General features: G+C 72.1%; 11 protein-coding genes. 4 read left to right on the top strand and 7 right to left on the bottom strand.

The features are described 5' to 3' along the window. Nucleotides 1–4: 4 nt before the first annotated feature. Entirely contained in the window at nt 5–3,298 is a 3,294-nt protein-coding gene (locus KJK29_RS24985; RefSeq protein WP_215121365.1) for a S8 family serine peptidase, read from the top strand. Nucleotides 3,299–3,360: 62 nt separating this feature from the next. On the opposite strand, the gene KJK29_RS24980 is transcribed toward KJK29_RS24985, so the two are convergent. Together KJK29_RS24980 and KJK29_RS24975 are read right to left on the bottom strand one after the other, a co-directional pair. Further along, the gene (locus KJK29_RS24980) at nt 3,361–4,215 is read right to left on the bottom strand and encodes a hypothetical protein (protein ID WP_251057925.1); all 855 of its coding nucleotides are present in this window, start codon (nt 4,213–4,215) and stop codon (nt 3,361–3,363) included. 1 nt (nt 4,216) lies between these two features. After that, the gene (locus tag KJK29_RS24975; protein WP_215124447.1) at nt 4,217–4,768 is read right to left on the bottom strand and encodes a sigma-70 family RNA polymerase sigma factor; all 552 of its coding nucleotides are present in this window, start codon (nt 4,766–4,768) and stop codon (nt 4,217–4,219) included. A gap of 372 nt (nt 4,769–5,140) precedes the next feature. On the opposite strand from KJK29_RS24975, the gene KJK29_RS24970 reads away from it, so the two are divergent. Continuing rightward, nucleotides 5,141–6,157, top strand: coding sequence for an aspartate-semialdehyde dehydrogenase (locus tag KJK29_RS24970; RefSeq protein WP_215121364.1), 1,017 nt, complete (start codon nt 5,141–5,143; stop codon nt 6,155–6,157). On the opposite strand, the gene KJK29_RS24965 is transcribed toward KJK29_RS24970, so the two are convergent. Then, entirely contained in the window at nt 6,154–6,675 is a 522-nt protein-coding gene (locus KJK29_RS24965) for a DUF1203 domain-containing protein (RefSeq protein WP_215121363.1), read from the bottom strand. The genes KJK29_RS24970 and KJK29_RS24965 overlap by 4 nt on opposite strands. 250 nt (nt 6,676–6,925) lie before the next feature. Between KJK29_RS24965 and pepN the strand changes: the two genes are divergently transcribed. Further along, the gene (gene pepN / locus KJK29_RS24960; RefSeq protein ID WP_215121362.1) at nt 6,926–9,505 is read left to right on the top strand and encodes an aminopeptidase N; all 2,580 of its coding nucleotides are present in this window, start codon (nt 6,926–6,928) and stop codon (nt 9,503–9,505) included. A gap of 13 nt (nt 9,506–9,518) precedes the next feature. Here the strand turns inward: pepN and KJK29_RS24955 are convergent, their stop codons facing one another. Beyond that, nucleotides 9,519–10,457 (bottom strand): EamA family transporter, encoded by a 939-nt coding sequence (locus KJK29_RS24955; protein WP_215121361.1) that lies wholly within the window; start codon nt 10,455–10,457, stop codon nt 9,519–9,521. 106 nt (nt 10,458–10,563) lie between these two features. Between KJK29_RS24955 and KJK29_RS24950 the strand changes: the two genes are divergently transcribed. Beyond that, nucleotides 10,564–11,085, top strand: coding sequence for a MarR family winged helix-turn-helix transcriptional regulator (locus KJK29_RS24950; protein ID WP_215121360.1), 522 nt, complete (start codon nt 10,564–10,566; stop codon nt 11,083–11,085). A gap of 26 nt (nt 11,086–11,111) precedes the next feature. Here the strand turns inward: KJK29_RS24950 and KJK29_RS24945 are convergent, their stop codons facing one another. The 3 genes from KJK29_RS24945 to KJK29_RS24935 all read right to left on the bottom strand — a co-directional run bounded on the left by KJK29_RS24945 (nt 11,112) and on the right by KJK29_RS24935 (nt 13,838). Continuing rightward, a complete protein-coding gene (locus KJK29_RS24945; RefSeq protein ID WP_215121359.1) occupies nt 11,112–11,399 on the bottom strand; it encodes a hypothetical protein in 288 nt (95 codons plus the stop codon). Nucleotides 11,400–11,463: 64 nt separating this feature from the next. After that, on the bottom strand, nt 11,464–13,560 hold the full coding sequence (malQ, locus tag KJK29_RS24940) for a 4-alpha-glucanotransferase (RefSeq protein WP_215121358.1): 2,097 nt from the start codon (nt 13,558–13,560) through the stop codon (nt 11,464–11,466). 8 nt (nt 13,561–13,568) lie between these two features. Continuing rightward, nucleotides 13,569–13,838, bottom strand: coding sequence for a hypothetical protein (locus KJK29_RS24935; protein ID WP_215121357.1), 270 nt, complete (start codon nt 13,836–13,838; stop codon nt 13,569–13,571). Between the last annotated feature and the right edge of the window lie 114 nt (nt 13,839–13,952).

Here is a 13,952-nt window from a genome sequence, read left to right as displayed (position 1 = left end):
GCCGATGACCCTCACCCCCCAGCGAGACCCGATATCGGGCCCGAGACGTGTGGCCCGGATAGCCGTGGCCGCCGGTCTCGTCGCCGCGCTCTCCGCGGCCGGGCCGATCCCCCTGGCCTTCGCCGCCGACGGCCCGGGCGCCTCCGCCCCCGCCGACCCGGACGTCAAGTCCGCGCCCGACAAGCTCGGTTCGGACGACGCGGACCTCCTCGCGGAGGCCAAGGCCGACGGCGACAAGACCGTCACGATGATGATCGCCACCGCGCCGGGCAAGACCGAGCAGGTCGCCGGGCAGCTGGACGCGGTCAAGGGCGGCACGGTGGGCCGGGCCGACGACAAGCTGGGCTACGTCCGCGCCACCGTCCCGACCTCCCGGGCGGACTCGGCCATCGCCGCCGCCGCCAAGCTCTCCTCCGTGCACGGCATCGACCTGCGCGAGGAGATCCCGCTGGACGACCCGACGCCGAGCGCGGACGCCGCCAAGGGCGCCAAGGCCGCGAAGGGCACCTACCCGGCCCCCGGGAAGAAGACCCCGGCGGAGAACCCGTACAACCCGTCCTTCGAGACGGGCGCGGTCGACTTCGTCGAGGACCACCCGAAGGCCGACGGCCGCGGCATCACCATCGGCATCCTGGACTCCGGTGTGGACCTCGGCCACCCGGCGCTGCAGAAGACCACCACCGGCGAGCGGAAGATCGTCGACTGGGTCACCGCGACCGACCCGGTCGTCGACGGCGACCGCACCTGGCGCCCGATGACCGCCTCCGTCTCCGGGCCCAGCTTCACCTACGGCGGGAAGACCTGGACGGCCCCGGCGGGCTCCTACAAGGTCAGCACCTTCCTGGAGTCGTACACCACCGGCGGCGACGCGGCGGGCGACGCCAACCGGGACGGCGACACCACCGACGCCTGGGGCATGCTGTACGACGCCGCGTCCGGCACGGTCCGCGTCGACCTGAACAACAACAACGACTTCGGTGACGACACCGCGATGAAGCCGTACAAGGACGGCTTCCAGGTCGGCTACTTCGGCACCGACGACCCGAAGACCGACATCGCCGAGCGGCAGCCGTTCGTCGTCGAGATCCGCAAGGACGTCGTCACCGCGTCCGGCGCGAAGGCCGACTTCGTCAACATCGGCGTCATCGAGTCCGAGCACGGCACGCACGTCGCCGGCATCACCGCCGCGAACGGCCTGTTCGGCGGCAAGATGGACGGCGCCGCTCCGGGCGCCAAGCTGGTCTCCTCGCGCGCCTGCACCTGGTCGGGCGGCTGCACCAACGTCGCGCTCACCGAGGGCATGATCGACCTCGTCACCAAGCGCGGCGTCGACATCGTCAACATGTCCATCGGCGGTCTGCCGGCGCTGAACGACGGCAACAACGCGCGCGCCGAGCTGTACACGCGCCTGATCGACGAGTACGGCGTCCAGCTGGTGATCTCCGCGGGCAACTCCGGCCCCGGCACCAACACCATCGGTGACCCGGCCCTGGCCGAGAAGGTCATCTCGGTGGGCGCGTCCGTCTCCAAGGAGACCTGGGCCGCCAACTACGGCTCGGTCGTGGAGAAGAAATACGCGCTGATGCCGTTCTCCTCGCGCGGCCCGCGTGAGGACGGCGGCTTCACCCCGACCCTGGTCGCCCCGGGTGCCGCGATCAACACCATCCAGACCTGGATGCCGGGCGCCCCGGTCGCCGAGGCGGGCTACACCCTGCCGGCCGGCTACGGCATGCTCCAGGGCACCTCGATGGCCTCCCCGCAGGCCGCCGGTGCCGCCGCGCTGCTGCTGTCCGCCGCGAAGCAGAAGAAGATCGACCTCACGCCGGCGACCCTGCGCACGGCCCTCACCTCGACCGCCGACCACATCAAGGGTGTGCAGGCGTACGAGGAGGGCGCGGGCCTCATGAACATCGAGGACGCCTGGGACTCGATCCGCGACGACGCCACCTCGCACGCCTACACGGTGAAGGCGCCGGTCGACACCGCGATCGACCAGTTCCTGAAGACCCCGGGCTTCGGCACGGGCCTCTACGACCGTGAGGGCGGCCTGAAGGCCGGTCAGAAGAAGACCTACGAGGTCACCGTCACGCGTACGTCCGGCGCCGACAAGGCGATCCGGCACGAGCTGCACTTCGAGAACAACGCGGGCGGCACGTTCCGCGTCGTCGGCTCCGACGAGGTGAAGCTGCCGCTGAACCAGCCGGTGACCGTCAAGGTCCAGGCCGCGCCGAAGTCCGCCGGTATCAAGAGCGCGATCCTCGAGGTCGACGACCCGAAGACCGAGGGCATCGACCGGCAGGTCCTGCACACGGTCGTCGCCGCCGAGCCGCTGAAGTACACCTTCTCCGCCTCCGGTTCGGTGCAGCGCAACAGCTCGCAGCACTACTACGTCACCGTGCCCGAGGGCGCGAAGACGCTCGAGGTCGCGATGAGCGGGCTGAAGGACAAGAGCCAGACCCGGTTCATCTCCATCCACCCCTACGGCGTCCCGTCCGACCCGACGTCGACGATCAACTGCTACCCGAACTACACCAACCCGGCCAACACCTGCCGCCCCGACCTGCGTTCGTACGCGAACCCGCAGCCGGGCGTGTGGGAGATCGAGGTCGAGTCGCGCCGTACGTCGCCGCTGCTGGACAACCCGTACAAGCTGGATGTCGCCGTGCTCGGCGCGGCCTTCGACCCGGAGACCGTGACCGTGCCCGAGGCGAAGGTCGGCACCCCGGCCACCGCCTCCTGGAAGGTGACGAACGGCTTCGCCGCGCTCGACGGCAAGCTGGTGGGCGGCCCGCTCGGCTCGGCGAAGACGACCCGTCCGTCGATCAAGCAGGGCGAGACGCAGACCACCACGGTCGAGGTGCCCGCGGGCGCGAAGTCCCTGGACGTCGCCATCGGCGGTGTCTCGGACACGGCCGCTGACCTGGACCTCGCGGTCTACAACGCCGCCGGTACGCAGGTCGGCAGCTCCGCCGACGGCGACTCGGAGGAGTCGGTCTCCGTCCCCTCCCCGGCCGCCGGTAAGTACACCGTCGAGGTCGTCGGCTACTCGGTGCCGGCCGGCACCACCGCCTACGACTACCAGGACGTGTTCTTCTCCGCGTCCCTCGGCACCGTCGGTGTCGACGGCTCGGTGCCGGTGAAGCTGGGCACGGGCGCGTCGGCCACGGTCTCGGGCAGCGTCACCGCCGCGGCGGCCGCTCCCGAGGGGCGTGAGTTCTTCGGTCAGGTCCAGCTGGTCAACGCGCGCGGCACGGTCGCGGGCCTGGGCAGCGTGAAGATCGAGAAGGTCGTGCCGTAACTCCGGCCGACAGTCTCTGTGGGCGGGCGTCCGGATGGGCGCCCGCCCTTCTTCATGTGCCTCTATGGGCAGGTGGTCGTGCGCGAATCGGGCAGGGCGGCGGTGATCCAGGCCCGGTCGTGGGCGATCTCCTTCTCTCCGACGCTCCAGTGGTCCGGTTCGGCCTGCCCGCCCGTGATCCCGATGAGGACGTGGTCGCCCGGCCGCAGCCGGGGGTCGATGTCCTCGCTCATCGGGAACACGACCCGCTTCTGCCCCTTGGCAGGCTTGTAGAAGCGCTCCACGTCGAGGGTGACGCGGTCCTGTCCGGTGCCGGGGACGGGTTCGACCTCGGCGACGGTGCCCTCGACGACGAGCCGGGCGCAGGCGAGATAGCCGGCGTGACTGAGCTTGGCGTCCTCGCTGCCCTGCTGCGGCTTCGCCGCGGAGTCGGCGGCCGAGGAGTTGCCCCCCGAGTCGTCCCCGCCACCGCCACCGCCCTGTACGACAAGCCACCCCATGCCCACGACGACGGTGGCGGCCGCGGCGGCGGCGAGACCGCGCAGGGCCAGGGAGAGGGGCCGGGGACGGTTCCGCCGCGACCTCACGGGCAACTCCCTCACCACCGTGTCGACGGGCGCCCGCGGCCCGGCGCCGTTCGCGGCAGCCCGTGGACCTGCTGTCGGCCCTGCCAGGGTGTCCCCCAGCAGCGTGAGCCGCTCCCGCAGGAGCGCGACGTCGGTGACAGCCGCGCTGTGGGCCGCCAGGTAGTCGGCGTCCCGGCGGGCGCCCTCCGGCACCGGGTCACCGAGGATCGCCGCCATCAGGGCGTCCATGCCGTCGTACTCGCCGCCGCCACAGCCGTCACTGCCGCCACAACCGTCACTGCCGTCACGCCGGACGGAGTCGTTCTCGTTGTTCTCGTTCCGGGCGGTCATGTCACACCACCTCGTCCTCGTGCAGGCGGGCGCGCAGAGCCCGTACCGCCGTGTGCAGCCTGCTCTTGACCGTGCCCTCCGGGACGCCGAGCTGCTCGGCGATGGACCGCACCGGCAGATCGGCGTAGAAGCGCAGGACGACGACCTGGCGCTGGGCGTCGGGCAGCTCGTCCAGGCCCTGGGCGACGGCGGCGGACAGCACGCTGGTGTCCTCGCCGGAGGGGTGGGCCGTCGGCTGGCGCAGGGCGGCCAGCCGCTCCCCGAGCCGCTCCTGGCGGCGCTTGGCCCGGTGCCAGTCCATGGCCAGGTTGGAGGCGACGACCGCCGCCCACGCCGAGACGTCCCGCGGCGCCTCCCGCCCGCTCGCGGCCCGCTCCAGCAGCCGCAGCCGGACCTGCTGCACCCCGTCCGGCAGGTCCGCCTGCGGCACCCCGCCCAGCGCGAGCACCGCCCGCACCCGGCGTTCCTGCGCCGCGTCCAGCGGATCAGCCTCGCTCTGCGGATCGTCGCCGGCGTGCGTCCCCCGGACGCGCCGGGCCCTTCCACGCAGCAGCACAAGCCACCCCCCTCGCCGTGTTTCTCCTACGACGCCGGTCCGGCCCGGAACGTTCGGTCGTCCTCCGGGGAATTTCCGGCAGGACGGCAGAGGTGACGACAGAGGTGACGACAGAGGTATACGTCACACTCCCGTGTGGCGGAGTGAGGGAGGGGCAGGTGAGCTTGCGGCGCACGACCCCTGTCGAACGAATTTCTCCAGCTCAGAGCGGTTGACACCGCAGGTCCGCAACCGAGGAGCGGGACACCTCGTCCCACTCACCGGACGGCGCGGGGAAAGAAGTGGACAGATGGGCCGTGGTCGGCCGCATGATGGAAAAGCCTCGGCCAAGCAACGAGCATGTGAAGAGACGCAGGAGAGGGAGTCACCGTGAGGGTCGGAATCGTCGGAGCCACCGGACAGGTCGGCACGGTCATGCGCAGGATCCTCAAGGAGCGGAACTTCCCGGTCACCGAGCTGCGCCTGTTCGCCTCGGCCCGCTCGGCGGGCTCGGAGCTGGACGGCGTGACGGTGGAGGACGCGTCGACCGCCGACTACACCGGCCTCGACATCGTGCTGTTCTCCGCGGGCGGTGCCACCTCCAAGGCGCTGGCCGAGAAGGTCGCCTCCCAGGGCCCCGTCGTGATCGACAACTCCTCCGCGTGGCGCAAGCACCCCGAGGTGCCCCTGGTCGTCTCCGAGGTGAACCCGCACGCGATCAAGGACCGCCCCAAGGGCATCATCGCCAACCCGAACTGCACGACGATGGCCGCCATGCCGGTCCTGCGTCCGCTGCACGACGAGGCGGGCCTGGAGGCCCTGGTCGTCGCCACGTACCAGGCGGTCTCCGGCTCCGGTCTCGCGGGCGTGGCCGAGCTGCACGGCCAGACGCAGAAGGTCGTCGCCGACGCCGACCAGCTCACCCATGACGGCGCGGCGGTCGACTTCCCCGAGCCGGGCGTCTACAAGCGGCCCATCGCCTTCAACGTGCTGCCCCTCGCGGGCAACATCGTCGACGACGGTCTGAACGAGACCGACGAGGAGCAGAAGCTCCGCAACGAGTCCCGCAAGATCCTGGAGATCCCCGAGCTGAAGGTCTCCGGCACCTGCGTGCGCGTCCCGGTCTTCTCGGGCCACTCCCTCCAGGTCAACGCCCGCTTCGCCCGGCCGATCTCCCCCGAGCGGGCGACGGAGCTGCTGGCGGACGCCCCGGGCGTCGTCGTCACCGACATCCCGACCCCCCTCCAGGCCGCCGGCCAGGACCCGTCCTACGTCGGCCGCATCCGCCGTGACGAGACGGTGGACAACGGCCTGGCCCTGTTCCTCTCCAACGACAACCTCCGCAAGGGCGCGGCCCTGAACGCGATCCAGATCGCGGAGCTGGTGGCGGCGGAGCTGAAGGGCTAGTCCCCGCACACCTCCTGATCCCCGCGCATCGCACCCTCCCTGCGCACCTCGTAGAGGAAGCACCCGTACTCGACGGCCCGGACGTGGACGAGTTCCACGGCCGGGTCGTCGAGCGCTTCCGTGAGGGCCTGCTCGACAGCGGCGGGCCCGGTGACCAGCCGGCCGCCCAGGATCCGGCCCTCGGCGGAGTAGCGGCGGACCGTGCGGTGGCTGTCGGCGAAGGGCAGGGCGTCGGTGTCCGGCCCCCCGCACTCCTCGGCGTGGATGAAGACCGGGCCCTGTTCGTCGTAGGCGCCGGGGTCGACGTGCCGCTCGGACGCCCAGCGGCGCAGCGGGGCGTAGGAGACCAGGGCGATGCGTTCGCCCGGTGCGGCGCGGCGCAGGCAGCAGCGGAGCGGTGCTCCGCCCTCGGTGTCGGTGAACGGGGTGGTGGGGCGGCCCGCGTCGTCCGTCGTGCGGAGGTCCTTGAGGGCGCGCGGGGTGATGGGCAGTGCTGCGCTGTGGTTCGTCGTCGTCATGCTCATCAGGCTCGCTCGCGCGGGCCCGCCGTACCGGCGGATTCCGGACGTCGCCCTCCCCTCGCCGGTACGGCCGCCGGTTTGGTGCGGCACCGGGACGGGGAGACGGCGGCGGTACGGGAGTTCGCCCACACCCTCGCCGCCCGAGGAGCATCCCGAGGGGTATCCCTAGGAGACGCCCAGGTCGTCGCCCGATGCGAAGCTGCCGTGGAAAGATGGCGCAACCCACCCATAACGAGGAGATGACCGCGTGCCTGGCACAAACCTGACCCGCGAAGAGGCGCAGCAGCGGGCGCAGCTGCTCGCCGTTGACTCGTACGAGATCGAACTCGATCTCTCCGGCGCGCAGGAGGGCGGCACCTACCGGTCCGTGACCACGGTGCGCTTCGATGTGACCGCCGAGAACGGTGCCGGGTCGTTCATCGACCTCGTCGCCCCGGCCGTGCACGAGGTGACTCTGAACGGGGACTCCCTCGACCCCGCCGAGGTCTTCGCGGACTCCCGGATCGCCCTGCCCGGGCTGCTTCAGGGCCGCAACATCCTGCGGGTGGTCGCCGACTGCGCGTACACCAACACCGGTGAGGGCCTGCACCGGTTCGTCGACCCGGTCGACGACCAGGCCTACCTCTACACCCAGTTCGAGGTTCCGGACGCCCGCCGGGTGTTCGCGAGCTTCGAGCAGCCGGACCTCAAGGCGACCTTCCAGTTCACCGTGCGGGCGCCGGAGGGCTGGACGGTCATCTCCAACTCCCCCACTCCGGAGCCCCAGGACAACGTCTGGACGTTCGAGCCGACCCCGCGCATCTCGTCGTACATCACGGCGCTGATCGTCGGCCCGTACCACTCCGTGCACAGCGTGTACGAGAAGGACGGCCAGTCCGTCCCACTCGGTATCTACTGCCGTCCCTCGCTCGCCGAGTACCTCGACTCGGACGCCATCTTCGAGGTGACCCGGCAGGGCTTCGAGTGGTTCCAGGAGAAGTTCGACTACGCGTACCCGTTCGAGAAGTACGACCAGCTCTTCGTGCCGGAGTTCAACGCGGGCGCGATGGAGAACGCGGGCGCGGTGACCATCCGCGACCAGTACGTGTTCCGGTCGAAGGTGACGGACGCGGCGTACGAGGTGCGCGCGGAGACCATCCTGCACGAGCTGGCCCACATGTGGTTCGGCGACCTCGTGACGATGGAGTGGTGGAACGACCTGTGGCTGAACGAGTCGTTCGCCACGTACACGTCGGTCGCCTGCCAGGCGGCCCATCCCGAGTCGCGCTGGCCGCACTCGTGGACCACCTTCGCCAACTCCATGAAGACGTGGGCGTACCGCCAGGACCAGCTGCCGTCGACGCACCCGATCATGGCGGAGATCAACGACCTGGACGACGTGCTCGTCAACTTCGACGGCATCACCTACGCGAAGGGGGCTTCCGTTCTGAAGCAGCTCGTCGCGTACGTCGGTGAGGACGAGTTCTTCCGGGGCGTGCAGGCGTACTTCAAGGCGCACGCGTTCGGCAACACGCGTCTGTCCGACCTGCTGGGCGCCCTGGAGGAGACCTCGGGGCGTGATCTGAAGTCCTGGTCGAAGGCGTGGCTGGAGACGGCCGGCATCAATGTCCTGCGCCCGGAGATCGAGACGGACGCCGAGGGCGTCGTGACGTCCTTCGCCATCCGCCAGGAGGCCCCGGCCCTGCCCGCCGGCGCGAAGGGCGAGCCGACGCTGCGGCCGCACCGGATCGCCGTCGGCCTCTACGAGCTGGACGACGCCAGCGGCAAGCTGGTCCGCGAGGAGCGCGTCGAGCTGGACGTGGACGGCGAGCTGACGGCCGTACCGCAGCTGGTGGGCAAGCGCCGTCCGGCCGTGATCCTGCTCAACGACGACGACCTGTCGTACGCGAAGGTCCGCCTGGACGAGCAGTCCCTCGCGGTCGTCACGGAGCACCTCGGCGACTTCCAGTCCTCGCTGCCGCGTGCCCTGTGCTGGGCGTCGGCCTGGGACATGACCCGCGACGCCGAGCTCGCGGCCCGCGACTACCTCTCCCTGGTGCTGTCCGGCATCGGCAAGGAGTCCGACATCGGCGTGGTGCAGTCGCTGCACCGCCAGGTCAAGCTGGCCATCGACCTGTACGCCGACCCGGCCGCCCGCGAGGCGCTGCTGGCCCGCTGGACCGACGCGACGCTGGCCCATCTGCGGGCGGCGGCGCCGGGCAGCGACCACCAGCTCGCGTGGGCGCGCGCGTTCGCCGCGACGGCCCGCACGCCGGAGCAGCTGGACGTGCTGGACGCGCTGCTGGACGGCTCGCAGACCGTCGAGGGCCTGGTCGTCGACACGGAGCTGCGGTGGTCGTTCGTGCAGCGGCTCGCGGCGGTCGGCCGGTTCGACGAGGCGGAGATCGCGAACGAGTACGACCGTGACCGTACGGCCGCCGGTGAGCGGCACGCCGCCACCGCCCGGGCGTCCCGCCCGACCGAGGAGGCCAAGGCGGAGGCGTGGGCGTCGGTCGTCGACTCCGACAAGCTGCCGAACGCCGTGCAGGAAGCGGTCATCGCCGGTTTCGTCCAGACCGACCAGCGTGAGGTGCTCGCCCCCTACGCCGACCGGTACTTCGAGGTGGTCAAGGACATCTGGGAGTCCCGCTCCCACGAGATGGCCCAGCAGATCGCCGTCGGCCTCTACCCGACCGTCCAGGTCTCCCAGGAGACCCTGGACAAGACCGACTCCTGGCTGACCGCCGCGGGCCCGAACGCGGCCCTCAAGCGCCTGGTCTCGGAGTCCCGCGCGGGCGTGGAGCGCGCCCTGCGGGCCCAGCAGGCGGACGCGGCGGCCGGCCGCTAGCCGGCGGTTCGGCTCAGGGGCGCCCGGCGGTCTGCCGGGCGTCCCTTTCGCGTCCGCTCTTCGCGGCGAAGCTGAACGTTCGCGGGGCCGTCCTGCTCCGGGCCCCGATCTGCCCCGCCACCGTCGCGCCGAACGCCAGCCCCATGCCCACCAGTTGCACCGGCGTCAGCGTCTGGCCGAGGGCCGCCCAGCCGACAACCGCCGCGGTCAGTGGGGAGAGCGGGCCGAGGAAGGTGACCTGGGTGGCGGTGAGGCGGCCGATGCCGCGGAACCAGAGCCAGTAGGCGAGTGCCGTGTTGGCGACGGCGAGGTAGAGGTAGCCGCCGGCCGCGCGGGCGTCCAGTGCCGGGGGCGGGCCCTCGGCCAGGAAGGCGAGGGGGGCGATGAGGAGGCCGCCCGCGGTCAGTTGCCAGGCGGTGAGGGCGAGCGGGCCGACGCCTTCGGGGCGGCCCCAGCGTTGGGTGAGGACCGTTCCGGCGGACATGGAGACGGTGGCGGCGAGGGCCGCGAGCAGGCCCAGCGCGTCCAGTGCCCCGGCCGCGCGCAGCACGACGAGGCTGACGCCGAAGGCGGCCACGGCCCCGGTCAGCAGCGTGCGCGGGGTCGGCCGCTGCCCGAGCAGCAGCGCCGCGAGGCCGGCCACGAAGAGCGGCCCGGCCGAGCCGACGACCGCCGCCATGCCGCCGGGCAGCCGGTACGCCGAGAGGAACAGCAGCGGGAAGAAGGCGCCGATGTTGAGCGCGCCGAGCACCGCCGCCTTCCACCACCAGGCACCGCGCGGCAGCACCCGGGCGAGGGCGAGCAGCAGCAGTCCGGCAGGCAGGGCGCGCATCAGCCCGGTGAACAGGGGGCGGTCGGCCGGGAGGAACTCGGTGGTGACCGCGTAGGTCGTGCCCCAGGAGACGGACGCGAGTGCGGTGAGGGCGATGAGCGCGGGACGGGAGGAGGCCATGAGTGGCACCCTTCGAAGTAGGTCGGTAGAAAGTAGCTTAGTCCTAAGCTACTTTCCGTCAAGCTACTTTCTTGCGGGTGACCGAGCGGCGGCCGATACTCGTGCCATGAACGAACGCCCCGAGCAGCGCAGGGACCCCGTCGACGCGATCATCGGCCAGTGGGGGGCGGTCCGGCCCGAGCTCGACACCCGGGCGATGGAGGTCTTCGGCCGGGTCTCCCGGCTCGCCCGCGCGATGGCGGACCGCTTGGAGGACACCTACGGCCGGTTCGGGCTCTCGCGCGGCGAGTTCGACGTGCTGGCGACGCTGCGCCGCTCCGGCGAGCCGTACACGCTCTCACCGCGCCGGCTGTCGGAGACGCTGATGCTCACCACGGGCGGGATGACCGGCCGCCTGGACAAGCTGGAGCGGGCCGGGTTCCTGCGCCGCTCGCCCGATCCGCACGACCGGCGGGGCCTTCAGGTGACGCTCACCGAGGAGGGGCTGCGCCTCGTCGACGAGGCGGCCGTCGCGGGACTGACGGTCCAGACGGAGGCTCTGTCCGGCCTCGACGAGAAACAGGCCGGCCAACTGGCCGGCCTGCTGAGGGAACTGCTGGCGGGGACGGAGGGGCCGGCCGGGCGGTGAGGACCGCCCCTCCACGATGCCCCTGATCAGGCCTTGGCGTCGGCCTTGGCCTGGGCCTTGGTGCCGATGTTGGAGCTGGTCGTGTCCTTCTGCTTGTGCGACTTGTCGCCGATCACCACCAGAGCGTGGATGACCAGGTACAGCACGATGGGGGCCACGACGAAGAGGCCCAGCGTCTCGATGACGCTCAGGCCCGGGCCGGGGTCGTCACCGTCGTCGCGGCTGACAGCGGAGGCGGGGGACGACATGAGCAGCATCATGAGCGTCGTACCGGCTGCCAGGGCGCCGGCGCGCAGGGCGTTCTTCTTGTCCACGGTGTCAAAAGTATCCAACGCCCCTCGGGGCCGCGCGCCCGGGGTGCCGTAAGGGTCGCCGCCCTCAGCCGCCGGACGGGCCGGGAGCTTCCCGCAACACCTCGACGAGGGCGTGCAGCCGGGGCGACGCCGCCAGTTCCTCCAGTGTCACGGGGCGGCCCTCGGCGTCCGCGATCGGCAGCCTCCAGTTCGGGTACTGGTCCCAGGTGCCCGGGAGGTTCTGCGGGCGGCGGTCGCCGACCCCGTCCGGGAGCCAGACGCCGACCATGCGGGCCGGGGTGCGCAGCAGGAAGCGGTGGAGGGCCTGGATCTCGGCCTCCTCCGAGGAGGCGTCGGCGCCGCCGCCGGTGCCCCGCAGCAGGCCTAGGCGGGAGAGCAGGGACAGCCATTCGCCGGTGTCGGCGGCGGCCTCGGCGCGCTCCTCCTCCAGCGGGCGGGCCAGCAGGCCGAGGCTGTCGCGGAGTTCGACGTGCTCGCCGGTGAGGCGGGCGGCCGTGGAGGGCAGATCGTGGGTGGTGGCGGTGGCCAGGCAGTCGGCGCGCCAGGACTCGGGGGGCAGGGGACGGCCGTCGCCGTCCCAGTCGCGTTCGAACCACAGCACGGACGTGCCGAGCACCCCGCGCTCGCGCAGCGCCTCGCGGACGCCGGGTTCCACGGTGCCCAGGTCCTCGCCGATCACCGGCGCCCCTGCCCGGGAGGCCTCCAGGACGAGGACGGCGAGCATGGCCTCGGCGTCGTAGCGGACGTAGGTGCCCTCGGTGGGCGGGTGGCCCTGGGGGACCCACCAGAGGCGGAACAGGCCCATGACGTGGTCGATGCGCAGGGCTCCGGCGTAGCGGAACAGGGCGCGGAGCAGCTCGCGGAAGGGGGCGTAGCCCGAGTCGGCGAGGCGGTCGGGGCGCCAGGGCGGCAGGCCCCAGTCCTGGCCGCGCGCGTTGAAGGCGTCCGGGGGCGCGCCCACCGACATGCCGGCGGCGAAGTGGTCCTGCTGGGCCCAGGCGTCGGCGCCGACGGGATGGACGCCGACCGCGAGGTCGTGCACGATCCCGACCGGCATCCCGGCCTCACGTCCGGCCCGCTGCGCCGCGGTGAGCTGGGTGTCGGTGAGCCAGGCGAGCCGGGACCAGAACTCCACCCGGTCCATGAGGCCGACCCGGGCTCGGTCGGTGTCGGCCGAGCGGGGGTCGCGCAGGCCGGTCGGCCAGCGGTGCCAATCCGGGCCGTGCACCTCGGCGAGCGCGCACCAGGTGGCGTGGTCCTCCAGGGCCCGGCCCTGCGCGGCGAGGAAATCGCCGTAGGCGGCGCGCCTGCCGGGGCCGAGCGGCACCTCGCACACCAGCCCGAGCGCCTCCCGCTTGAGCTCCCACACGGCGTCCCGGTCGATCAACGCGCCCTTCTCCAGCACCGCTTCGCGCAGCCGGGCGGATCTCTCCAGCAGGGCGCGCAGCCGCTGAGGGTCCTCGACGTACGCGGCCTCGGGGATGTCCTCGATCCGCAGGTGCACGGGGTCGGGGAAGCGACGCGAGGAGGGGCGGTACGGGGAGGGGTCGGTGGGGGCGCCGGGCACGGCCGCGTGCAGCGGGTTGACCTGGACGAACCCGGCGCCGAGCGACCGCCCGGCCCAGCCGGCCAGTTCGGCGAGGTCGCCGAGGTCGCCCATGCCCCAGGAGCGGCGGGACAGGAGGGAGTAGAGCTGGACCAGCAGTCCGTACGAGCGCCCCGGCGGCGTGGGCAGCCGGTCCGGGGCGATGATCAGATGGGCGTCCGCGGTGCGGCCGTCGGGGGCCGTGGCGGTCAGCCGGTGGACACCGGGCGGGAGCCGCTCGGCCGAGGCGCGCCTCTCGCCCTGCTCGGTGTCGACGCGCAGCCGGGTGCCCTCGGGGAGGGCGGCCAGGGCGGCCGGGAGGCTCGCGCCCCAGCCGACCACCGTGGGCGGCAGCAGTCGTGCGGCCTGGTCCCGCTCCCGGGTGGCGAGCGCGGCGCGGACGGCGCCGGGCGTGCTCGCGTCCACGCCGAGAGCGGCCAGGGTCAGGGTGACCGCGGTGGCCGAGGCGGCGACCGTACGGTCCGGGGACGGGCTGTACGAGGTGGCGACGCCGTGCAGTACGGCGAGGCGGGACAGGTCCTCGGAAGGTGGTTCGGCCGGCCGCGCTGCGGTCATAGAGGCCCCTAGATGCCTGAGAAGTCCGGGATGAAGGCGGAGGGCTCGCTGGTCAGCGGGGCGGATTCGGCGAGCGGCGGCTCGCTGGTGAGGGGCTCGGCATCGGGGAGCGGGGGCTCGCTGGTGAGCGGGGGCTCGGCGCAGGTGTTCTCGGAGCTGAAGACGCAGTAGTGGGGGTCTTCGTAGCGCGGGTCGTCGTAATGGGGGTCGAGTTCGGCGGACGTGTCCGCCACGGGTTTGGACGGGGCCGGGAGCGGGAGGAAAGTCATCGCAGCCACGGGGGCCTCCTAGTCGAGCTTTGTCGGGTTCAACTTTCGACGGGTTATCGCAGCCCTACCCAGTCGAGGCGATGACAGACGTCCCAGCCCGAACATCGTGCTCCTGCTCACATT

This window comes from Streptomyces koelreuteriae (assembly GCF_018604545.1).
In the GTDB taxonomy this organism is placed as follows: domain Bacteria; phylum Actinomycetota; class Actinomycetes; order Streptomycetales; family Streptomycetaceae; genus Streptomyces; species Streptomyces koelreuteriae.
This window is presented reverse-complemented; position numbering and strand designations above follow the sequence as displayed.